This window comes from Phenylobacterium sp. (assembly GCF_004297125.1).
In the GTDB taxonomy this organism is placed as follows: domain Bacteria; phylum Pseudomonadota; class Alphaproteobacteria; order Caulobacterales; family Caulobacteraceae; genus Phenylobacterium.
The window spans coordinates 1-21,209 of sequence record NZ_SCVD01000012.1; the positions used below are offsets into that span (position 1 = coordinate 1).

Annotated in this window: 27 protein-coding genes and 1 tRNA gene; 23 read left to right on the top strand and 5 right to left on the bottom strand. The window is 67.8% G+C overall.

Annotated elements, in window-relative coordinates; translation table 11 throughout:
• Positions 1-258: aminotransferase class I/II-fold pyridoxal phosphate-dependent enzyme (locus EPO51_RS05720; protein WP_293347098.1), on the top strand; the 258-nt coding region annotated here is incomplete at its 5' end.
• Positions 259-523: 265 nt separating this feature from the next.
• On the opposite strand, the gene EPO51_RS05725 is transcribed toward EPO51_RS05720, so the two are convergent.
• Positions 524-958, bottom strand: coding sequence for a Ros/MucR family transcriptional regulator (locus EPO51_RS05725; RefSeq protein WP_293347101.1), 435 nt, complete (start codon positions 956-958; stop codon positions 524-526).
• 205 nt (positions 959-1,163) lie between these two features.
• On the opposite strand from EPO51_RS05725, the gene glyA reads away from it, so the two are divergent.
• From glyA to thiL, 8 genes are all read left to right on the top strand, one after another.
• On the top strand, positions 1,164-2,453 hold the full coding sequence (glyA, locus tag EPO51_RS05730; RefSeq protein WP_293347695.1) for a serine hydroxymethyltransferase: 1,290 nt from the start codon (positions 1,164-1,166) through the stop codon (positions 2,451-2,453).
• Positions 2,454-2,484: 31 nt separating this feature from the next.
• A complete protein-coding gene (gene nrdR / locus EPO51_RS05735; RefSeq protein ID WP_293347104.1) occupies positions 2,485-2,955 on the top strand; it encodes a transcriptional regulator NrdR in 471 nt (156 codons plus the stop codon).
• Between the two features lie 479 nt (positions 2,956-3,434).
• Positions 3,435-4,277: a PEPxxWA-CTERM sorting domain-containing protein gene (locus EPO51_RS05740; protein WP_293347107.1), complete on the top strand. Its 843-nt coding sequence runs from the start codon at positions 3,435-3,437 to the stop codon at positions 4,275-4,277.
• 326 nt (positions 4,278-4,603) lie between these two features.
• Positions 4,604-5,248 (top strand): RibD family protein, encoded by a 645-nt coding sequence (locus tag EPO51_RS05745; protein WP_293347110.1) that lies wholly within the window; start codon positions 4,604-4,606, stop codon positions 5,246-5,248.
• The gene (locus EPO51_RS05750) at positions 5,249-5,839 is read left to right on the top strand and encodes a riboflavin synthase (protein WP_293347113.1); all 591 of its coding nucleotides are present in this window, start codon (positions 5,249-5,251) and stop codon (positions 5,837-5,839) included.
• 31 nt (positions 5,840-5,870) lie between these two features.
• Positions 5,871-6,335 carry a 6,7-dimethyl-8-ribityllumazine synthase gene (gene ribH, locus EPO51_RS05755; RefSeq protein ID WP_293347116.1) on the top strand — a complete coding sequence of 155 codons (465 nt, stop codon included), beginning with the start codon at positions 5,871-5,873 and terminating at the stop codon, positions 6,333-6,335.
• A complete protein-coding gene (gene nusB, locus EPO51_RS05760; protein WP_293347119.1) occupies positions 6,332-6,793 on the top strand; it encodes a transcription antitermination factor NusB in 462 nt (153 codons plus the stop codon). The genes ribH and nusB overlap by 4 nt, the downstream gene beginning before the upstream one ends.
• On the top strand, positions 6,777-7,724 hold the full coding sequence (thiL, locus tag EPO51_RS05765) for a thiamine-phosphate kinase (protein ID WP_293347122.1): 948 nt from the start codon (positions 6,777-6,779) through the stop codon (positions 7,722-7,724). Before nusB ends, thiL begins: the two co-directional genes overlap by 17 nt.
• Positions 7,725-7,730: 6 nt before the next feature.
• Here thiL and EPO51_RS05770 read toward each other — a convergent pair whose 3' ends face one another.
• Positions 7,731-8,681, bottom strand: a complete 951-nt coding sequence (locus tag EPO51_RS05770) for a retroviral-like aspartic protease family protein (RefSeq protein WP_293347125.1) — start codon at positions 8,679-8,681, stop codon at positions 7,731-7,733.
• Between the two features lie 119 nt (positions 8,682-8,800).
• Between EPO51_RS05770 and EPO51_RS05775 the strand changes: the two genes are divergently transcribed.
• Both EPO51_RS05775 and EPO51_RS05780 read left to right on the top strand, forming a co-directional pair.
• A complete protein-coding gene (locus EPO51_RS05775) occupies positions 8,801-9,226 on the top strand; it encodes a hypothetical protein (RefSeq protein WP_293347128.1) in 426 nt (141 codons plus the stop codon).
• A 210-nt stretch (positions 9,227-9,436) separates the two neighbouring features.
• A complete protein-coding gene (locus EPO51_RS05780; RefSeq protein ID WP_293347131.1) occupies positions 9,437-11,572 on the top strand; it encodes a sodium-translocating pyrophosphatase in 2,136 nt (711 codons plus the stop codon).
• Between the two features lie 84 nt (positions 11,573-11,656).
• Here the strand turns inward: EPO51_RS05780 and EPO51_RS05785 are convergent, their stop codons facing one another.
• Positions 11,657-12,151, bottom strand: coding sequence for an outer membrane protein assembly factor BamE (locus EPO51_RS05785; RefSeq protein WP_293347133.1), 495 nt, complete (start codon positions 12,149-12,151; stop codon positions 11,657-11,659).
• A gap of 110 nt (positions 12,152-12,261) precedes the next feature.
• Between EPO51_RS05785 and EPO51_RS05790 the strand changes: the two genes are divergently transcribed.
• From EPO51_RS05790 to EPO51_RS05815, 6 genes are all read left to right on the top strand, one after another.
• Positions 12,262-12,789 carry a ubiquinol-cytochrome C chaperone family protein gene (locus EPO51_RS05790; protein WP_293347138.1) on the top strand — a complete coding sequence of 176 codons (528 nt, stop codon included), beginning with the start codon at positions 12,262-12,264 and terminating at the stop codon, positions 12,787-12,789.
• A complete protein-coding gene (locus tag EPO51_RS05795) occupies positions 12,786-13,301 on the top strand; it encodes a YceD family protein (RefSeq protein WP_293347141.1) in 516 nt (171 codons plus the stop codon). Before EPO51_RS05790 ends, EPO51_RS05795 begins: the two co-directional genes overlap by 4 nt.
• Positions 13,302-13,373: 72 nt before the next feature.
• Positions 13,374-14,429, top strand: a complete 1,056-nt coding sequence (gene plsX, locus EPO51_RS05800) for a phosphate acyltransferase PlsX (protein ID WP_293347144.1) — start codon at positions 13,374-13,376, stop codon at positions 14,427-14,429.
• Between the two features lies 1 nt (position 14,430).
• Positions 14,431-15,411 (top strand): beta-ketoacyl-ACP synthase III, encoded by a 981-nt coding sequence (locus tag EPO51_RS05805; RefSeq protein WP_293347147.1) that lies wholly within the window; start codon positions 14,431-14,433, stop codon positions 15,409-15,411.
• A 100-nt stretch (positions 15,412-15,511) separates the two neighbouring features.
• Positions 15,512-15,814 carry an integration host factor subunit alpha gene (locus EPO51_RS05810; RefSeq protein ID WP_068876961.1) on the top strand — a complete coding sequence of 101 codons (303 nt, stop codon included), beginning with the start codon at positions 15,512-15,514 and terminating at the stop codon, positions 15,812-15,814.
• A gap of 15 nt (positions 15,815-15,829) precedes the next feature.
• Positions 15,830-16,237, top strand: a complete 408-nt coding sequence (locus tag EPO51_RS05815; protein WP_293347150.1) for a MerR family transcriptional regulator — start codon at positions 15,830-15,832, stop codon at positions 16,235-16,237.
• A gap of 18 nt (positions 16,238-16,255) precedes the next feature.
• On the opposite strand, the gene EPO51_RS05820 is transcribed toward EPO51_RS05815, so the two are convergent.
• Positions 16,256-16,332 (bottom strand) — tRNA-Pro (locus EPO51_RS05820).
• Between the two features lie 83 nt (positions 16,333-16,415).
• Between EPO51_RS05820 and EPO51_RS05825 the strand changes: the two genes are divergently transcribed.
• Entirely contained in the window at positions 16,416-17,063 is a 648-nt protein-coding gene (locus tag EPO51_RS05825; RefSeq protein WP_293347704.1) for a TonB family protein, read from the top strand.
• Positions 17,064-17,067: 4 nt separating this feature from the next.
• Here the strand turns inward: EPO51_RS05825 and EPO51_RS05830 are convergent, their stop codons facing one another.
• Positions 17,068-17,265, bottom strand: coding sequence for a DUF2842 domain-containing protein (locus EPO51_RS05830; RefSeq protein ID WP_293347153.1), 198 nt, complete (start codon positions 17,263-17,265; stop codon positions 17,068-17,070).
• 89 nt (positions 17,266-17,354) lie between these two features.
• On the opposite strand from EPO51_RS05830, the gene EPO51_RS05835 reads away from it, so the two are divergent.
• The 5 genes from EPO51_RS05835 (at position 17,355) to msrB (ending at position 21,167) form a co-directional block, all read left to right on the top strand.
• Positions 17,355-18,386 (top strand): COX15/CtaA family protein, encoded by a 1,032-nt coding sequence (locus tag EPO51_RS05835; protein WP_293347156.1) that lies wholly within the window; start codon positions 17,355-17,357, stop codon positions 18,384-18,386.
• A gap of 179 nt (positions 18,387-18,565) precedes the next feature.
• Positions 18,566-19,039: a 50S ribosomal protein L13 gene (gene rplM / locus EPO51_RS05840; RefSeq protein WP_293347707.1), complete on the top strand. Its 474-nt coding sequence runs from the start codon at positions 18,566-18,568 to the stop codon at positions 19,037-19,039.
• Positions 19,039-19,527, top strand: coding sequence for a 30S ribosomal protein S9 (rpsI, locus tag EPO51_RS05845; protein WP_465246589.1), 489 nt, complete (start codon positions 19,039-19,041; stop codon positions 19,525-19,527). Before rplM ends, rpsI begins: the two co-directional genes overlap by 1 nt.
• An 81-nt stretch (positions 19,528-19,608) precedes the next feature.
• Positions 19,609-20,586: an N-acetyl-gamma-glutamyl-phosphate reductase gene (argC, locus tag EPO51_RS05850; RefSeq protein ID WP_293347159.1), complete on the top strand. Its 978-nt coding sequence runs from the start codon at positions 19,609-19,611 to the stop codon at positions 20,584-20,586.
• Positions 20,587-20,666: 80 nt separating this feature from the next.
• Positions 20,667-21,167, top strand: coding sequence for a peptide-methionine (R)-S-oxide reductase MsrB (gene msrB / locus EPO51_RS05855; RefSeq protein WP_293347162.1), 501 nt, complete (start codon positions 20,667-20,669; stop codon positions 21,165-21,167).
• The last annotated feature ends 42 nt before the right edge of the window (positions 21,168-21,209 follow it).

Consider the following 21,209-nt stretch of genomic DNA (forward strand, 5'->3'; position numbering starts at 1 on the left):
ATGCCCAGCGTCAGCCACATCGTGCCGGTGCTGGTGGGCGACGCCGTCCACTGCAAGCTGATCTCCGACATCCTGCTGGAAGATCACGGCATCTACGTGCAGCCCATCAACTACCCCACCGTGCCCCGCGGCACCGAACGCCTGCGCTTCACCCCGTCCCCCGGCCACACCGACGGCATGATGGACGAACTCACCGACGCGCTGGACGCCCTCTGGGCCCGCTGCAACGTCAAGCGCATCGGCGGCTACGCCGCCTGACCGGGCGCCGATCCGCGGCAGCAATGATCAGCCTCCCGGGTCCGCCCGGGAGGTTTTTTCTTGGCCAGCCAAGGGGTTCGCTGAAGTTACGCCAGGTTACATGCGACAAACTTGACTGCGGCGCCTTGGCACAACGCCAGGGTGCGCGAAGCATGGCCTACTCGTCATCAAGATCAGTCGCCAAACAGCCCGACACTGGACTGGTCCCGAACGCCCCTGTGCCAAAGCAGGGGCGTTCTAAATTCGGGCCGGCGCCCCGATCAGCTTATTTCCGGCGACGAACGCCGCGGCCCAGGCCGATCTTCTTGGCGAAGTCCGACCGCCGCGCCGCATAGGCCGGTGCGACCATCGGATAGTCGGGGGATAGGCCCCAGCGCCGCCGATAGTCGTCCGGGCTCATGTTGTAGCGCGAGCGCAGGTAGCGCTTGAGCATCTTCAGCCGCTTCCCGTCCTCGAGGCAGACGATGTAGTCGTGCTGCACGGAACGCCCGATCGGCACGGCCGGCTTGGGCCGCTCCTCCGGCTGCGGGGCTACGGCGGCGCCGGTCAGCTGGGTCAGCGCATGGTGGACGGTGCGGATGATATCCGGCACCGCCTCGGCCGTGACGGCGTTTCGGCTGACGTAGGCGGATACGATCCCGGCGCCCAGGCGCATCAGTTCTTCGCCCGAGGGTCCCTCGGAATCGGGTCCTACGCTCATGACCACCTCTTCATCGATATGCGGAATCATCGTTGACGCGGCGAAGCCACGTCCCGGCCTTTGCCGGTCAACGCCGCTGAAATGCGAATGGTTCCCAGAATTACTGTGGGCGGACGCGGTTGGAGGCGGGCGGGTTCAGGAGTAAAGGAAGCGCCTCCGCCGAAGCCAGACTCAGGTCGCCCAACGAAAGGCCTTGCCCTTGAACCTGCATGTGCAAACCCAGCCCTCCACCGAAGACTTCTTCAAGGCCGGCGTCGGCCAGGCCGATCCGGCCATCGCGAAGATCCTCGGGGCGGAGCTGACGCGCCAGCAGGAGCAGATCGAGCTGATCGCGTCCGAGAACATCGTCTCCAGGGCGGTGCTGGACGCCCAGGGATCGGTGCTCACCAACAAGTACGCCGAGGGTTATCCGGGTAAGCGCTACTATGGCGGCTGCGAAGTGGTCGACGAGGCCGAGATCCTGGCCATCGACCGCGCCAAGCAACTGTTCGGTTGCGAATACGCCAACGTCCAGCCGCACTCCGGCAGCCAGGCGAACCAGGCGGTGTTCATGGTCACCATGAAGCCCGGCGACACCTTCATGGGCATGAACCTGGACCACGGCGGCCACCTGACCCACGGCAAGAGCGTCAACCAGTCGGGCAAGTGGTTCAATCCGGTAGCCTACGGCCTTCGCGCCCAGGATCACCTGATCGACTACGACGAGGCCGCCGAGGTGGCCCGCGCCAGCCAGCCCAAGGTGATCATCGCCGGCGCCTCGGCCTATTCGCGGGCCATCGACTTCAAGAAGTTCCGTGAGATCGCCGACGAGGTGGGCGCGATCCTGATGTGCGACGTGGCCCACTATGCCGGCCTGATCGTGGCGGGCGAATATCCGAACCCGTTCCCCCACGCCCACATCGTCACGACCACCACCCACAAGACCCTGCGTGGCCCGCGCGGCGGCCTGATCCTGACCAACGACAAGAAGCTGGCGGGCAAGATCAACAGCGCCGTCTTCCCCGGCCTCCAGGGCGGGCCGCTGATGCACGTGATCGCCGCCAAGGCCGTGGCGTTCGGCGAAGCGCTGCGCCCGGAGTTCAAGACCTACGCGAAGGCGGTGATCGAGAACGCCCGCGCCCTGGCCGACAGCCTGCAGAGCGTCGGCTTCAAGATCGTCTCCAACGGCACCGACAGCCACCTGATGCTGGTGGACCTGACGCCCAAGAGCGTCAGCGGCGCCCAGGCCGAGATCGCCCTGGAACGCGCCGGCATCACCACCAACAAGAACTCCATCCCCGGCGACCCGCTGCCGGCCATGCAGACCTCGGGCCTGCGCGTCGGCACGCCCGCCGGCACGACCCGAGGCTTCGGCCCGGCGGAGTTCCGCCAGGTCGGCAAGTGGATGGGCGAGGTCCTGGACGCGGTCTCGACCGGCGAGGACTCCACGGCCGTCGAACAGAAGGTGCGGGCGGAAGTCGTGGCCCTGACCAAACGCTTCCCCATATACGCCTAATAGCGTTAAGTGGCCGGGAAGGGGGCTAGATATGCGCTGCCCGTTCTGCGGCCACGACGAGACCCAGGTGAAGGACAGCCGACCGTCGGAGGACGGGGCGGCCATCCGTCGTCGCCGGCTGTGCCCGGCCTGCGAGGGCCGCTTCACGACCTTCGAGCGCGTGCAGCTTCGCGAGCTGACCATCCTGAAGCGCTCGGGACGCCGCACACCTTTCGACCGGGACAAGCTCGCCCGCTCGCTCTCCATTGCGCTCCGGAAACGCCCGGTGGAGCCCGAGCGCGTCGAGCGCATGATCTCCGCCATCGTCCGCCAGCTCGAGAGCATGGGCGAGACTGAGCTGCCGTCGTCCACGATCGGCGAGCTGATCATGAAGCACCTGAAGCAGCTCGATGACGTCGCCTACGTCCGCTACGCCTCGGTCTACCGCGACTTCAAGGAGACCGACGACTTCGCGAAGTTCCTCGGCGCGGAAGGCCTGAGCGAAGCCGTCGAAGAGCGGTAGAGGGTAGTGCGGCGCCCTCGCCGCCGGCCAGCGCGCCAACCCCGCCGCGTCGTCCTGGTGGTTTTCGCCACGGGTGCATGACGGGACCCACAGGTCAGCCGAGGTCGCTCTCGGGACTCCAGCTTATAGCGCGTTCCGCGGGTTGCGGGGGTTGGCCGGGGCGAAGCCTTGCAGCGGAAGGTCCGTAATCTTCGGTTTGAAACGGCTCTCGAACACCTTCCAAAGTTGATTGCGCAATTTAACAAGCGCCACCGTAATCGACTTCAGTAGTCGATATACGGACTGGTCGATATGAGCGGTCGTTTCGCTCTTAGAGTTACTCTAAAAAAGTTCCGCGGCGTGACGATAACATATGCGTGATCGCCAATCTGGCGGCCTAACATGCCGACTTGCTAGAAACCTATTGTCAAGGCGCCGACATGGTGGAACGGTGACCATCGAACGATGGTATCGGAAATCCTTTTTTTGGAGGGTGCGCCATGCGCAAGATCATGATGGCTGCTGTCGCCGCGGTAGCGCTAGCCGCCGCGACTCCCGCCGCGGCGACGGTAACGCTCAGTTTGGTAGACAGCTTCTCGACCGGTGAAGCGTTCGGCTTAGCGTATGATGGCTCGAACCTGTGGGTCAGCCGCAGCAATGGCAGCTTCTACGAAGTGACGACATCGGGGGTGGTTACGGGCAACAGCGGTCAAGGCCCGTTCTGGTCGGCCCTCGCTTACAACAGCGCAAACAACAAGCTCGCGGTTCAGCAAGGAAGCAACCTCGTGCAATTCGACCGTCCGACCGGCTCCAACGTGGACTACTCGACGCTCAACCCGACCTCGACCACGATCCCCAACGCCTATGGCGGCTTGATCGACGGCCTGGACATCGAGGGGGGCACGCTCTGGTGGTCGCCCGACATAGATCTGGTCTGGAACTCGCCGGTTAACGGCTCAGGCGACCGAACGCTCTTTCTAGGAGGGGCTGGAGGGTATTCGGGGGTCGAGTTCGTCGATCTTGCGTCTCATGACTACGTCATCGTCGTGAACGATGCTCTCAACCCCCGCCGCCTCTGCGTCCACGAAACCAACGCCGTGGAGGTCGGTTGCACATCGCTTCCCAACAGCCGGTACGAGGACCTCGCGTTCGATGGCCGCTATCTCTACGCGGCGGACTACTTCGGTAACCGTATCGACAAGATCGACCTGCTGGTCGATGGGGGTTCGATCTTCGATCCATCGACCGGTGGGGTTCCTGAACCCAGCAGTTGGGCGCTCATGATCCTGGGCTTTGGCGGTGTCGGCTCGCTGCTTCGCCGTCGACGCGTTGCCTTCGCCTAGATCCGTCCTCGGCGCCATTAATCGCGCCCCACTGTCTGGAGCCTCCGGCTGGATACGCCAGCCGGAGGTATCTTCGCGATGCGGGCGCTTGGGAGGGCCCGGACCTTCCTAGCTGCCCGCGATTGCCATGCTGCGACGGTTTGCCGAGCGGGTGCAGGGGCGGAGGATTCTGACCTCGCCCATCGGCTTGTCGCAGGCTGGCGCTCGCGCCTGTGCGCCGGGGGACGGGGCTAGCTGGGCCAGAGCCGTCCTGGCGCGTCTCCGGCTGAGTCTCCACGTGTCGGGACGGCTGGCGCCCGTGGCCCGCGCCCCATAAAGGGGAACGCATGAGCGTCACCCTGAAGCTCGCCACGTCGCTGGACGGGCGGATCGCCACGGCCTCAGGCCAGAGCCGCTGGATCACCGGGCCGCTGGCGCGTGAACAGGTCCACCGCCTGCGCGCCGCCCACGACGCCGTGGTCATCGGCATCGAGACGGCGCTCGCGGACGATCCGGAACTCACCGTGCGCCTGCCGGGCTACGGCGGCCGCCAGCCGGCGCGCGTCGTGCTGGATAGCCGTCAGCGCCTGACGCCCGAGTGCAAGTTGGTGCGGACGGCCCGCGACACCCCGACCTACGTCATCGCCACCGAGGACGCGAACCCGGCGCTGGTCGCGGCGGGCGTGCGGGTCGTCACGGTCCCCGCCCTCGGCGAGGATCGCCCCGAGTTGAAGACCGTGGTGCAAGCCCTTGCGGACGAAGGCCTTTCCGACCTGTTCGTGGAAGGCGGCGGCCAGGTGGCCGGCAGTTTCCTGCGCTGCGGGCTGGTGGAGGCGCTGGAGTGGTTCCGGGCGCCCATCCTGATCGGCGGCGAGGGCCGGCCGGGCATCGGCGCCCTGGCCGTTGCGGCCCTGGCCGAGGCGCCCCATTTCCGACGGGTGGAGGTCACCCCGTTGGGCGACGACCTCTGGGAACGCTACGCGAGAGGTTGAATGTTCACCGGCATCGTCACCGACGTGGGGCGCATCCGCGCCGTCCGCGACACCAACCGCGACCGTCGGTTCGAGGTGGAGACCCGCTTCGACCTCTCGACGGTGGACATCGGCGCCTCGATCAGCCACGCCGGCTGCTGCCTCACCGTGGTGGAGAAGGGCGAGGGCTGGTTCGCCGTCGAGGTCTCGGGCGAGACCCTGTCGCTGACCACCCTGTCGGACTGGCATGAGGGTCGGCCGGTGAACCTGGAGCGCGCCGCGAAGGTCGGAGACGAACTGGGTGGCCACATCGTCTCGGGCCACGTGGACGGCGTCGGCGAAGTGATCTCCATCGAGAGCGAAGGCGGCTCGCACCGGGTGAAGGTCCGGGTGCCCCGGCCGCTGCACCGCTACATCGCGCCGAAGGGCTCCATCACGGTCGAAGGGGTGTCCCTGACCGTCAACGAGGTCGAGGACGACGTCTTCGGCGTGAACCTGATCCCGCACACCTGGGACGTGACCACGCTGGGGACGCTCAAGGTCGGCAGCCGGGTGAACCTCGAGATCGACATGCTGGCGCGGTATCTCGCCCGCTGGCGCGAAACGGCCTAAAGGCTTCGGCTCAAGAGCCGAAGGACCATTCATGAGCGACGAGCCGATCCGCATCCTCATCGTGGAGGCGCGCTTCTACGACGACCTGGCCGACGCCCTGCTGGAGGGCGCGAGCCAGGCGCTGACCGCGTTCGGCGCGGAATACGACGTCGTGACCGTGCCCGGCGCCCTGGAGATCCCGGGCGCCATCGCGTTTGCGGAAGAGGGCGGCCACCGCCCCGCCGGCAAGCACTATGACGGCTACGTGGCCCTGGGCTGCGTGATCCGTGGAGAGACCTATCACTTCGAGATCGTGTCGAACGAGAGCGCCCGCGGGATCATGGACCTGACGATCGGCAAGAAGCTGTGCATCGGCAACGGCATCCTGACGACCGAGGACGACGAACAGGCCTGGGCCCGCGCGCGGATCAGCGAGGGCGACAAGGGCGGCGGCGCGGCGCGCGCGGCCCTGACCATGATCGACGTGAAGCACCAGCTTTCCGGCGGCAAGCGATGAGCGCGCACGCGTCCCGTTCGGTCGCGCGCCTCGCGGCCGTGCAGGCCCTCTACCAGATGGAGGTCTCCTCCATCGGCGTGGAGAGCGTGATCCGCGAGTTCACCGAGCACCGCTTCGACCGCGCCCTGGAAGGCGTCGAAGGGGAAGGCGACACCCTGGCCTCCGCCGACGAGGGGTTCTTCGCCGAGTTGGTGCGCGGCGTGGTCTCCGAACAGAAGCGGGTCGACGCGGCCATCGCCAGGCGGCTGGCCGAGAACTGGCGGCTGGAGCGGCTGGACGCCACGGTGCGCGCCATCCTGCGCGCTGGCGCCTACGAACTGGCGAACCGGCCCGACGTGCCCACCGAGGTGGCCATCGACGAATATGTCGAGGTCGCCAAAAGCTTCTTCGAGGGGACCGAGCCGGGCTTCGTGAACGGCGCCCTCGATGCGGTGGCGCGGGATGTCAGGCCTGGATGAGTTCGGTGAGATCGCGCGGCTCTTCCGCCCGCTGACCCGCGGCGCGCCCGGCGCGTTCGGCCTGATGGACGACGCCGCCGTCATCCCGCAGCGCGCGGGATTCGATCTCGTGGTGACCAAGGACGCCATCGTCGAGGGCGTACACTTTCCCGTGGGCGAGGCTCCCGAACTGGTGGCGCGCAAGCTGGCGCGGGTGAACCTCTCCGACCTCGCCGCCAAGGCCGCCGAGCCGTTCGCCGCCTTCCTGGCCGTGGTCTGGCCCAAGACCTTCTCGGACCGCGATCGCGAGCACTTCGCCATGGGCCTGGCCGCCGACCTGGAGGCCTTCGGCGTCGACCTGCTGGGCGGCGACACCGTCACGACCCCCGGTCCCTTCACCTGCACGCTGACCGCCATGGGCTGGGTCCCGGCCGGCCGCATGGTCCGCCGGGCCGGGGCGCGGCCGGGCGACAAGCTGCTGGTCAGCGGGACGATCGGCGACGCGACGCTGGGCCTGGCCGCCGTGAAGGGCGAGATCGAGGATCCCGACGGCCGGCTCGCCTACCGCTACCGGATGCCCGAGCCGCGGGTCGACCTGCGCGAGACACTACGGCGGCATGCGACGGCGGCGGCGGACGTCTCGGACGGCCTGATCGCCGACGCCCGGCACATCGGCGAGGCCAGTGGTGTGGGCCTCTCGATCGACCTGGACCGCATCCCGCTGTCCGGCGCGGCCGCCACCTGGCTGGAGGGGCAGGCCGACGTCGGCGCCAGCCTGCTGCGCCTGGGAACCGGCGGCGACGACTACGAGGTGGTCTGCACCGTGGCCTCAGGCGTCCGCAAACCCGCCGGCTTCACCGAGATCGGCGAGGTTCGCGAGGGGCAGGGCGTCGAGGTCCTGGCCGCGGGCCGGATCGTCGACCCCGGCGAGGGCGGCTGGCGGCACGGCTGATCCCGGCTAGATGAAGTCGAACCGCACCTGGGATCGACCGAAATCGAGCGAGACCTGTTCGAACTGGCTCAGCAGGTCCATGCCGATCACCAGGGCCGGGCTGTCCTTCAGGCCCCAGATGTCGAACACGTGCATGTCGGCGCAGGTGACCTGGACATTGCCCAGATGCAGTCCGCCCAGGCGCAGGAACGGGAGGAACAGGGCCTCGCCGATGAAGTTCTCGCCCGCCAGGGTCTCCATCTCGACCAGCCGAAGGGGCGGGATTCTGTTGCCGGCCTTGGCCTCCTGGTCACGGACGATCTCGCGCAGCTTGCTGTTGCAGAGCGTGCCCTGGGCGCCGGAATCGATGATGGCGCTGATCCGCTTTCCGCCGAGGTCGGCGTCGACGATCGTGAGCTGGCCGTACTTGCGGCGCGCCGGCACGACCACGACCCGCCCGGGCTGGCCCTCATCGTTCCGGGAACGGGTGATCTCCAACCGCTTGGCCTTGAAGTCCAGAACCAGCCGCTGGTTCTTCAGCCAGTCGACGCCCAGGACGCCATCGACCTCCGGTCCCTTGATGGGCAAGGCGGGCGCCTTGACGTTGCGCCGATTGCGCGGACCCACCTGGAGATGATCGAGCAGCACGATGGGTCGTTGGCGCACGCCCACGACCGTATGCACGGCGCGCGTCTCGCTGGATTTGAGCTCCAGCCGTTCGGCGAGGCGGTGCGAGACGCAGCTCACGTTGGCGCCGGTGTCCAACAGGAAGCTGAACGGGCCCTGGCCGTTGATCTGCACCGGAGCCAGCATGTGTTCGTACTTGCTCCGAAGCGTGTCGAGCCTTGTGGCGGGCTCGTCGGCGTCGGTGAGTTCTCTGGTCGCCGGGGATTCCTGGCCAAAAGCGCGGGCCGCGGGCAGGGCGGCTCCGCCGGCGGCCAGCAGGCCGAGGGCGGCGTAGCGACGGGTCGGAGACATGCTCCGCACTCCTCCCTTTGTCATTATTGTGAAGGTACCACCGTTCGCCGAGCGGAGCCACGCAACGTGCGGTGATCGCGTCAACCTTGCAGCAATCGACGTCCGCGATACTGGGACGCATGATTCGCAGAGCCCTCATCGCCGCCGCCCTGACCCTGGTCGCCGGCGCGGCGCACGCCTCCGAACCCAAGAAGGAGGGGAAGGGCGACGTCGGCCAGTACGTCGACCTGCAGCCGCTCGGCCTGCCGATCGTCAGCAAGGGCCGGCTCGTCAACTACGTCTTCGTCAATATCCGGATCAACCTGACCACCGCGGCCAATGCGGCCAAGCTGCGAGAGAAGGAACCGTTCTTCCGCGACGCCCTGGTGCGGGCCGGGCATCGCACGCCCTTCACCAACGCCGCCGACCTCAGCGCCGTCGACGTACCACGCCTGGCGGCGACGCTCGCGCGCGACGCCGGGGCCATCGCCGGTCCGGGCCAGATCCGTTCGGTCGTGGTGACCTCCCAGGCTCCGCGCCGCCGCCTGCGAATGCCGCAGGCCTGATCGCCCTCCCGCAGGGGAAGCGTTCCCCGGCGTTCCGGTTGCACGGCTCCTGAAAACCTGAGTACGCTTCCCGGTCTTTCCGCGGGCGCATTTGCGTGGGCGGAAACTTAGTTGGGGAAACGCGACGGGGGACGGGACCGACCGGACGCACGCCCGCAAGAGGCGGCCGCCGGTCACCCCCGCGAAACATTCGCAAAGGGGCGATTCAATATGAGTTCGGTTCTACTATTGGTGATCGGCGCGGGGGCGCTGGCGGTGCTGTACGGCATCCTCCAGACCGTTTCGCTCCTGAAGGCCTCGCCAGGCAATGCGCGCATGCAGGAGATCGCGGCGGCGATCCAGGAGGGCGCGCAGGCCTATCTCAAGCGGCAGTACACCGCCATTTCCATCGTGGGCGTGGTCGTACTCGTCATCCTGTTCTTTCTCATCGGCGGCTATTCCGCGGCCGGGTTCCTGATCGGCGCCGTGCTTTCGGGCGCGGCCGGCTTCGCGGGGATGCTGATCTCCGTGCGGGCCAACGTGCGGACCGCCCAGGCGGCGTCGGAGAGTCTGGCCAAGGGCCTGAAGCTCGCCTTCACCTCCGGCGCCATCACGGGCCTGCTCGTGGCCGGCTTCGCCCTGATCGGGGTCGCGGGCTACTACGCGTTCCTCACCGGTCCCCAGGGCCTGGAACCCTCTGATCGCCATGTGATCGACGGGCTGGTCTCGCTGGGATTCGGGGCTTCGCTGATCTCCATCTTCGCCCGTCTGGGCGGGGGCATCTTCACCAAGGGCGCCGACGTCGGCGGCGACATGGTGGGCAAGGTCGAAGCCGGCATCCCGGAAGATGACCCGCGCAACGCCGCCACCATCGCCGACAACGTGGGCGACAACGTCGGCGACTGCGCCGGCATGGCCGCCGACCTGTTCGAGACCTATGCGGTGACCACGGTCGCCACCATGGTCCTGGCGGCGATCTTCTTCGGCGGCTCGGCGCTGTTGGCCAACATCATGCTGTTGCCGCTGGCCATCTGCGGCGTCTGCATCATCACCTCGATCATCGGCACCTTCGCGGTCCGGCTGGGCAAGAGCGGCTCGATCATGGGCGCGCTCTACCAGGGCCTGATCGTGACCGGCGTCCTGTCGGCCATCGCGCTCTACTTCCTGATCCCCTCGCTGGTGACGGAGGACCTGACGGTGAACGGCAAGACGTTCGGCGCCATGTCGCTGTTCTATTGCTCGCTCGCCGGCCTGGCGATCACCGCCCTGATCGTGATGATCACCGAGTACTACACCGGCACCAACTTCCGCCCGGTGAAGTCGGTGGCCCAGGCTTCGGTCTCCGGACACGGCACCAACGTGATCCAGGGCCTGGCCATGTCGCTGGAGGCCTGCGCGGCCCCGGCGATCGTGATCATCGTCGGCATCATCGTGACCTATAACCTCGCGGGCCTGTTCGGCATCGCCATCGCCACCACGGCCATGCTGTCGCTGGCGGGCTTCGTGGTCGCGCTGGACGCCTTCGGTCCGGTCACCGACAACGCCGGCGGCATCGCCGAAATGGCGGGTCTGCCTCCGGAAGTGCGGGTCACCACCGACGCGCTCGACGCCGTGGGCAACACCACCAAGGCGGTGACCAAGGGCTATGCGATCGGTTCGGCCGGCCTGGGCGCCCTGGTGCTCTTCGCCGCCTACACCGAGGACCTGAAGTACTTCGCCGCCAACGCGGCGCCAGGGTCGTTCTTCTTCGAACTCGGTGAGGTCCGCTTCGACCTGTCCAACCCGTACGTGGTCGTGGGACTCCTGTTCGGGGGCCTGCTGCCGTTCCTGTTCGGCGGCATGTCGATGACGGCCGTCGGCCGCGCCGCGCAATCCGTCGTGGTCGAGGTCCGCCGCCAGTTCCGGGAGAACCCCGGGATCATGACCGGCGAGGTGAAGCCGGAATACGGCCGCGCCGTCGACATCCTGACCAAGGCCGCGATCAAGGAAATGATCGTCCCGTCGCTGCTGCCGGTCGTGTCGCCCGTGGTGCTGTTCTTCGTCATCAACGCCATCGCCGGCAAGGTTGACGCCTTCGCCTGCGTCGGCGCCATGCTGATGGGGGTGATCGTCACCGGCCTGTTCGTCGCCATCTCGATGACCAGCGGCGGCGGCGCCTGGGACAACGCCAAGAAGGTGATCGAAGAAGGCTTCACCGACTCGGACGGCGTCCTGCACGGCAAGGGTTCGGAGGCTCACAAGGCCGCCGTCACCGGCGACACCGTCGGCGACCCCTACAAGGACACGTCGGGTCCCGCCGTGAACCCGATGATCAAGATCACGAACATCGTGGCCCTGCTGCTGCTGGCGGTGCTGGCCGCGCAATAGGCCGGCCCACCGGCGACGGCCGGATACAAAAGAGGCCCCGGAGAGCGATCTCCGGGGCCTTCTTCGTCTTGGTTCTGGATGAGCCTAGCGCCGGTCGCCCGGACGGCTCCCCGGGACGTTCTCGTCGTCCTGCGGGAGCATGGTGCCGCGGCCCACGCTGCCCAGGAGCTGTTCGAGGACGGTCATCTCGCGGCCGCGGGTCGGGGTCTCGCGGTTGTTGAACGCGATCACCTTGCCGTCCTTGAGGGTGTAGACGTTCACCGTCTCCACCATCTCGCTGTCCTTGTTGAACTGGATGGCCGTCACGTTGCGCTGGGTCACCTTCGGCCGCCGGAACGCCACGCGTTCCTTGACCTGGTTGACGTAGAACCAGACATTCGGGTCGAAGGTCGACTGCACCGACGGCGAGCCCAGCTTGGCGCGCACCGTCGACTTGGTGTCCGTGCCGACCTTCACGTCCTTGGGATCGCTGTCGATCGCCTGGAAGCCCGAGTAGCTGGTGATCGGCGAGCAGGCCGAAAGGCCAGCGGCCGCCAGGGTGACGGCGGCGAATGCGGCGAGGGCGGCGTGGCGGGACATCAGGACTCGTTTCTGGCTGCCGGACGGCAAGAGGCTTTGACCTATCGCCGGCCGCCCCTTAGTTCAATGCCGCCTTTAGCCACGTCTTCTGGCGAAATCGAGGCCAGTCCATGCTCAAGCGCCTGTTCAAGCCCAGGCCCGCGCAACTCGCCGGGCGCGAGCTCTACGCCCGGGTGGTGGCCCAGGCGCGGGTTCCGGGACTCTACACCGAGCTCGGCGCGCCCGACACGGTCGAGGGACGCTTCGAACTCTACAGCCTGCACACGTACCTGCTGCTGGAGCGGCTGAAGGGGCAGGGACCTCAGGCGGCCGAGACGGCCCAGGCCCTGTTCGACACTTATCTGAGCGGCCTGGACAACGCGCTGCGCGAAATGGGCGTGGGCGACACGGTGGTGGGCAAGCGGATGCGCAAGCTGGGCGAGGCCTTCTATGGCCGGGTGCAGTCCTACGAGGCGGCGCTGGCCGTCCTGCCCGATCGGACCGAGCTTGAGGCCCTGGTGGCCCGCACGGTCTATGCCGGGACGGACGCGGCGAAGGTCACCGACCTGGCGGACTATGTGCTCGCCCAGCGGGCGGCGCTGGCCGGCCAGGCCCTGGAGGCCATCGTGGCGGGCGACGTCGCGTGGGGGCCGGCTTGACCTGGCCCGTCACCCTGAAGCTGCACGAACTGGGGCGCGGCCCGGTCAAGCTGACGCTGGAGCCCGACGAGGCGCAGCGCGCAGCGATCGCCAAGCAGTTGGGACTGAAGAGCCTTCCCTCGTTCGCCGCCAGGGTCACGGCCAAGCCCTGGCTGGACGGGGTGGAGCTCACCGGCCGGTTCGACGCCGTGGTCGAACAGGTCTGTGGCGTATCGCTCGAGCCGTTCGAACAGCCGGTCGAAGGCCAGATCGAGGTGCGGGCCGTACCCGAGGGTAGCCCGCACGCCGGCCCGCCGGAGGGCGGCGAGCTGGACCTGGATCTCGAGGCGCCCGATCCGCCGGACCTGCTGGAGCGCGACGTGGTCGATGTCTCCGGCTATGTGCTCGAGCACTTGGCGCTGGAGATCGATCCGTTCCCGCGCAAGCCGGGCGCGACCTTCGATTACCAGGCGCCGGAGGAGGAGACTTCACCCTTCGCCGCACTCAAGAAGCTCACGGAGCCAAAGGCTTAGTTTCCAGTCACCGGCGGGCCGGAGTAAGGTCGCGCCGCGAATCCGGTTCGCCGAGGGACGAAAGCACTTCATTTGACCCAATCCCTGGTGATTTCGATCGACGCCATGGGCGGCGACCATGGCCCGTCTGTGGTCATTCCGGCCTGCGCCATCGCGCTCAAGGACCTCCCCGCGGACGCGCGCCTCCTCCTGCACGGCGACGAGACCGCCATCCGTGCGGAGATGGCCCGGCACACGGCGCTGGCGCCTCGCACGGAAGTGCGCCACGCCGATCGCGTCATCGCCATGGATGAAAAGCCGGCCCAGGCGCTGCGCCGCGGCAAGGGCACGTCCATGTGGCACGCCGTCGAGGCGATCCGGGAAGGGCAGGCGGGTGTCGCCATATCGGCCGGCAACACCGGCGCCCTGATGGCGATCTCCAAGCTGATCCTGCGGATGCGGGCCGACCTGGACCGGCCGGCGCTGGTCACCAGCATCCCGCACTCCACGGGCCTCACCACCTTCCTCGACGTCGGCGCCAATGTGGATTGCGACGCCGAGCGGCTGGTCGAGTTCGCCATCATGGGCGAGGCTTATCACCGCGCCGCCCACGGCGTGGCCCGGCCCACCGTCGGTCTGCTGAACGTCGGCTCCGAGGAGATGAAGGGCCACGAAGAGGTCCGCGAGGCCCACCGCGTCCTGCGCCTGGGCGCCATCGACCTCGACTACAAGGGCTTCGTCGAAGGCGACGACATCACCGCCGGCACGGTCCAGGTGGTGGTCACCGACGGCTTCACCGGCAACGTGGCCCTGAAAGCCATGGAAGGCGCCGCGCGCTTCATGTCCGGCGAGCTTCGCGTCGCCTTCACCTCGGGCGTGATGAGCAACCTGGGCTATCTGTTGGCCCGGCCGTCGTTGCGGCGGTTCCGCGAAAAGATGAGCCCGCCGCCCGCCGCGCCGCTGCTCGGCCTGAACGGCCTAGTGCTCAAGTGCCATGGGGGCGCCGACCCCCGTGACTTCGCAAAAGCCATCCGCGCGGCCGCCGATGTGGCGCAAAGCGGGTTTGCCTCCGAGATCGAACGGAATATGAGGCGGCTTCCCGCCGCCCTCGCGCCGGCGAACCCCGCATCCGCGGACGGAGCCGCCTGAATTGTCAAAAGTCCTGCGTAGCGTTGTCACCGGCGTCGGTGGCTATCTGCCCGACCGGATCGTGACCAACGACGAGTTGGCCAAGATCGTCGACACCTCCGACGAATGGATCCGCGAACGCACCGGCATCCGCCAGCGCCACCAGGCCGCCGACGACCAGCCGGTGTCCGACCTGGCCGTCGAGGCCGCCCGCCGCGCGCTCGCCGCCGCGGGCCGCACGCCCGACGACGTGGACATGATCATCGTGGCCACCACCACGCCCGACCTGACCTTCCCGGCGGTCGCCACCATCGTGCAGCGCAAGCTGGGCTGTCCGGTCGGCGTCGCCTTCGACGTCCAGGCCGTGTGCTCGGGTTTCGTCTACGCCTTGTCGGTCGCCGACGGCTTCGTGGCGCGCAACCGCAGCAAATGCGCCCTGGTGATCGGCGCCGAGACCATGACCCGCCTGATGGACTGGACCGACCGCGGCACCTGCGTGCTGTTCGGCGACGGGGCGGGGGCAGTGGTCGTGGAGCCGCAGGAGGGCGAGGGGACGATCGCCGACCGCGGCCTGCTGGGCCTCGCCCTTCGAGCCGACGGGACCAAGCAGGACCTGTTGTACGTGGACGGCGGGGTCTCGACCAACCGCCAGACCGGCTATCTGCGGATGCAGGGCAACCAGGTGTTCCGTCACGCGGTGGTGAACATCTCCGAGGCGGTCCGGGCCGCCGCGGCCGATGCGGGCGTCGAGGTGGCCAGCGTCGACTGGTTCATCCCGCACCAGGCCAACCAGCGAATCCTCGAAGGCGTCGCCAAGCGGCTGGGTATCGACGAGAGCAAGGTGATTTCGACGGTCGCCGAGCACGCCAACACCTCGGCGGCCTCGATTCCACTTGCGCTCGACAAAGGCGTGAAGGACGGTCGCATCAAGCCGGGTCAGCTCCTCCTCCTGGAGGCGATGGGCGGCGGACTGACCTGGGGCGCCTGCGTCCTGCGCCTTTGACGGGCGGTTAGGCTTAAGCTGTAAAGCGTGACTTGAAGTCTTTGTGGCAATGGGACAATCAGGGCGCATGAACGACGTTTCTGCGGGGACCAGGGCGATCATGAAGGGCGCGACGGTGACGCGGGCCGACCTGTGCGAGTCGGTCCACGAGCAGGTCGGATTGACCCGCCAGGATTGCTCCGAGCTGGTCGAGCGCGTCCTTGAACTGATGTGCCAGGCGCTTGAGCGTGGCGAACAGGTGAAGCTTTCCGGATTTGGCGTCTTCCAGGTGCGGGCCAAGCGCGCCCGCATGGGCCGCAATCCCAAGACCGGGGAACCGGCCGCCATCGACCCGCGCCGGGTCATCGGCTTCCGCGCCTCTCAAGTGATGAAGGCGCGCGTCGACCGAGCACTCTCGCGGTGATGGCCGGGTAGGCCCATGGCCAAGGGGCCCGAAGCCTTCCGCACGATCTCCGAAGCAGCGGACGAGCTTCACGTGCCTCAGCACGTCCTGCGATTCTGGGAGACCAAGTTCAGCTTCATCAAGCCTATGAAGCGGGCGGGAGGACGCAGGTTCTACCGCCCCGCGGACATCGCGGTGCTGCGCGGCGTCCGCCACCTGCTCCACGACGAGGGCTACACCATCAAGGGCGTCCAGAAGCTCCACCGCGACAACGGGCTGAAGCACCTGGTCGCAGCCGGGGAGGGCGTCGCCCCGCCGCCTCTTGCCGAGAAGCCGGCGCCCGCCGCCGCAGCCAAGGCTCCTCGCGACACCTCGGCCTTGCTCGACGCGCTGAGGGGCCTCGAAACCGCCAAGGCGCGCCTCGACGATCTGCTCAAGGACTGAAATCTCGCCGCCGGCCGCTGGTCGGAGCGACAGGATTTGAACCTGCGACCCCTTGACCCCCAGTCAAGTGCGCTACCAAGCTGCGCCACGCTCCGAAGGGCCAGGCGGCGAGGCGCGTCTTCTACCGGATGCGGCATTGAGAGCAACGACAAAGTTCAACGGCCCCGTCTTGGGCCTCGTGTTTGCGAGCGTCACGCTCGGCGTCGCTCAAGCGCAGTGGCTTTCTCTGCCCTCTCCCGAGGCTATCGCCGCGGCGTATCCCCGTGCCGCGCGCGACGCGGGCGTGGTCGGTCGGGCGGAGCTGTCGTGCGCTGTCGGGAAGGATGGGCGCCTAAGCGATTGCAGGGTTGGAATGGAGAGTCCCGCGGGCGACAACTTTGGCTTGGCCGCCATGTCTCTAACGCCCGCATTCCAGATGGATGTCACGACCCCGCTGGGGACGGCGGCCATGGGAAAGCGGATACGCATCCCGGTTCGCTTTGGCCTTCCTGCGGGAGAGCCGCCCCTGCGCGGGGCGCGCTTCAAGGAAAGCGGGCAGTACGCGAAGTACGCGCCGGCCGGACCATACTGGCCGGATCGGGCTCTTCGAATGAATGCGAGCGGCTTCGTCGCAGTGAATTGCTTCGTCGCCAGCGATCAAAGGCTCAAGAACTGCCGGGTCGCCACGGCGGATGGGGCCGAGTTCGGCTTTCCGGATTCGGTATTGAAGATGGCGGAGCAGGGTTGGATGACAGCGGCGCCGCTGGAACCTGGGGCGCCGAGTCCGCCCGACGGCGTCTGGCGCTTCGAGGTCAGCTTCCCGGCGAGAAGGCTGGGCGGCTTCTAGTCACTCAGGACTCCCGGTTCATCCACTTGATCAGCGGGAACAGCGGTACGCCCCAGAGGGTGCCGGCCAGCGCGTAGTAGATCAGCCGTACGGCCCAGTGGTCCGGCAGGTAGTCGCCGATGGTCGAGACCACGACGATATAGAAGCCGCAGAAGGCCAGGATTGCGATCAGGCCGATGAACTTGCGCAGGCGGACGGACATGGGCGCCTCATAGCGGGCTGGGCGGCGGCGCGTAACCCCGCTAGAGAGCCCGCCAAAGTTCAGCCTCGAACCTGCGCCACGCCGCTTCCATGACCTCGTTCCTGCGTTCCGACCGTTCCAAGCCCGTGGCCATCTGGCTGCTCGTGGTGGCCGTCATGGTGCTGGGCATGGTGATCGTCGGCGGGGCGACCCGGCTGACCGACTCGGGCCTCTCGATCACCCAGTGGAAGCCGGTGACCGGCGCGCTGCCGCCCATGAGCGCCGCCGACTGGCAGGCCGAGTTCGCGCTCTACAAGCAGATCCCGCAATACAGCCAGCTCAACGCCGGCATGAGCCTCTCCGATTTCAAGGCGATCTACTGGTGGGAGTGGTCGCACCGCCTGCTGGGCCGGGTGCTGGGGCTGGTGTTCTTCGCGCCATTCGTCTGGTTCGCGGTCCGCCGCGAGCTGCCGCGGCGGCTGTTCGTACGACTGGCGGGGATCTTCGTGCTGGGCGGGCTGCAGGGGGCAGTGGGCTGGTGGATGGTGTCCAGCGGCCTGGCCGAGCGGGTCTCGGTGGCGCCGGAGCGGCTGATGGTCCACCTGGGCTTGGCCTTCGCCCTCTTGGGCCTGTTGCTCTGGACGGCGTTCGACGCTTGGTCCGGGGCGGCGCGGCAGACCCTGCCCAGCCCCTGGGGGCGGCGGGCCTCTTGGCTGATCGGCCTGGTCTATCTGCAGATCCTGCTGGGCGCCCTGGTGGCCGGGAATGACGCGGGCCTCGTCTACAACGACTGGCCGCTGATGAACGGGGCTCTGGTCCCCGACGACTATCTGGGCGGGAGCCTGTGGGCGACCCTGGCGCACGTCCAGGGGGCGGTGCAGCTGCATCACCGGCTGGTGGCCTACCTCCTGACGGTCGTGGCGGTGGGACTTGGCGCGGCGGCGTGGCGCTCGAGCTATCTGGCCCGGGACTCCAGGCTGCTGGGCGTCGCGGTCGCCGCCGCCGTCGTGCTGCAGGCGCTGCTCGGGATCGCCACCCTGATGATGCGCGCGCCGGTGGGCATGAGCATCGTCCACCAGCTTATGGCGGCCCTGGTCCTGAGCCTGGCGGTGGCCTTCGGCTGGCGGGTTCGCCGGGTCTGACGCGAGAAAGACGCGGTATTATTTTACCGTACTAAAAAATGCCCATAAAAACAAGATGCTAGAGCGGATCGGGTAATTTTCGCCGCGTTGACATCGACGGCGCCATTCTGCATAAGCCGCGCCTCACGTCGGGGACGCCTCCAGCGCACCCGCTCTAGTCTATTGGATCGTCCCTCATGCTGAAGAGCACCACGGCTTCGCTGAAGCCCGCCGAGGTCACGAAGAACTGGATCGTGATCGACGCCCAGGACGCCGTGGTCGGCCGCCTGGCTTCGTTCATCGCCATGCGTCTTCGCGGCAAGCATCGCGCTGATTACACCCCGCACGTCGACTGCGGCGACTTCGTCGTCGTCGTGAACGCCCACAAGGTGAAGTTCACGGGCAAGAAGGCCACCGACGAAGTCTATTACTGGCACACGGGTCACCCGGGCGGCGTGAAGCAACGCACCCCGGCGCAGATCCTGGCCGGCAAGTACCCCGAGCGGGTCCTGGAAAAGGCCGTCGAGCGCATGCTGCCCAAGGAAAGCCCCCTGGCCCGCAAGCAGATGACCCACCTGCGCATCTACACGACCGGTGAGCACCCGCACGCCGCTCAGAACCCCGAGACCATCGCGTTCGCCGACCTGAACGCCAAGAACGTGCGGAGCGCCTGATGTCGGAAGCCACCACGACCGAAGCCACCGGCTTCGACGCCCTGAAGGGCATGGGCACGCAAGCGTCCGAGAACATCGTCCGCGAACCCAAGATCGACGCCCAGGGCCGCGCCTACGCGACCGGCAAGCGCAAGAACGCGGTCGCCCGCGTCTGGATCAAGCCGGGCAGCGGCAAGATCACGATCAACGGCCGTGACCAGGAGGTCTACTTCGCGCGTCCGGTCCTGCGGATGATGATCGCCCAGCCGACCCAGCTGACCGATCGCGCCGGCCAGTTCGACGTGATCGCCACGGTGGAAGGCTCCGGCCTTTCCGGCCAGGCCGGCGCCATTCGCCACGCCATCTCCAAGGCCCTGACCTACTACGAGCCCGGCTTGCGCGCGCTGCTGAAGCCGCACGGCCTCCTGACCCGCGACCCCCGCGTCGTGGAGCGGAAGAAGTACGGCAAGGCCAAGGCCCGACGCAGCTTCCAGTTCTCGAAGCGCTAATCCGCGCAGCGATTACTCGCGTTTACGGATCAGGGCGCTTCGGGAAACCGGAGCGCCCTTTTTCTTTTTTCGGACCTGCTCATGACCCAGACCATCTTCATCGACGGCGAAGCCGGCACCACCGGGCTCCAGATCCGCGAGCGGCTGGCGAAGCGCGCCGATCTCGAGGTGCTCTCGATCGATCCCGCGCGGCGCAAGGACCCCGAGGCGCGCGCAGAGCTGCTGAACGCGGCCGACGCGGTCGTGCTGTGCCTGCCGGACGATGCGTCGCGCGAGGCGGTGGGCCTGATCACCTCCAACAGCGTCAAGGTGGTCGACGCCTCGACGGCCTATCGCACCGCGCCCGGCTGGACCTACGGGTTCCCCGAGATGTCGCCGACCCAGCGTGAGGCGGTCCGCGGCGCCACGCGGGTGTCGAACCCCGGCTGCTATCCCACCGGCTTCATCGGCCTAGTGCGGCCGCTGGTGGCCGCGGGCCTGATCCCGGCCGATTTCCCGCTGACCGTGAACGCCATCTCCGGATACTCGGGCGGCGGCAAGGGCCTGATCGCCGAGTTCGAACAGGCCGCGCCTGCCGGCACGAACGACGCCTTCCGCGCCTATGGCCTGAACCTGGCGCACAAGCACCTGCCGGAGATGCAGATCCACACGGGCCTTTCGCACGCGCCGGTGTTCGCCCCGTCGGTGGGCCGCTACGCCCAGGGGATGCTGGTGGAGGTGCCGCTGCAGCTCTGGGCCATGCCGGGCAAGCCGTCGCCGGCCGACCTGCACGTGGCGCTGGAAGCGGCCTATGCCGGTGAGGCCTTCGTCGAGGTGGCCAGCGGACTGGAATGCGCCGAACTGCAGAAGACGCGGGCAGGAGCGGGCGGCTACGTCAGCGCCCTGGATCCGGAGGCGCTGAACGGCACCAACAAGATGCGCCTGTTCGTGTTCGGCAATGCCGACGGCAGCCAGGCGCGGCTGGTCGCCCTGCTCGACAACCTGGGCAAGGGCGCGTCCGGCGCGGCGGTGCAGAGCCTGAATCTGATGCTGGGACTGCCGGAGGGGGCGGGCCTCTAGCCGCGATACCGATCGCGCATGGGACCCATCCGCCGGCGGGCCCTTGCATCTCGCCCGCGAGAGCGCACGTAATCGGGGTCATGAGCACTCCTCGCACCCTCGATCGCCGCGGCTTCCTGGCCGCCGCCTCCGTCGCCGCCCTGTGCATCCCGGCCTCGTCCCTGGCCGCGGCGAAGGACGCCTATGCGTCGTCGCCCTATCGCAAGATCACCGACGAGGAATGGCGCAAGCGCCTTCCGCCCGCCGCCTACCTGGTGCTGCGCAAGGAAGACACCGAACGGCCCGGGACCAGCCCGCTGCTGAAGGAACACCGCAAGGGCACGTTCGCCTGCCTGGGCTGCGGCCTACCGCTGTTCAGCTCCGACACCAAGTACGAGAGCGGCACGGGCTGGCCCAGCTTCTACCGCGCGCTGCCGGGCGCTCTCGTCACCAAGACGGACTACAAGATCGGCGTCGCGCGGACGGCCTACGAGTGCGCCCAATGCCTGGGCCACCAGGGGCACGTCTTCAACGACGGCCCGCGCCCGACGGGGCTGCGCTACTGCAACAACGGGGTGGCGCTGAAGTTCATTCCCGCCTGAAAAGGACGGCCCGGGGCGGCGCAATGCCCCGGGCCGCCAGTG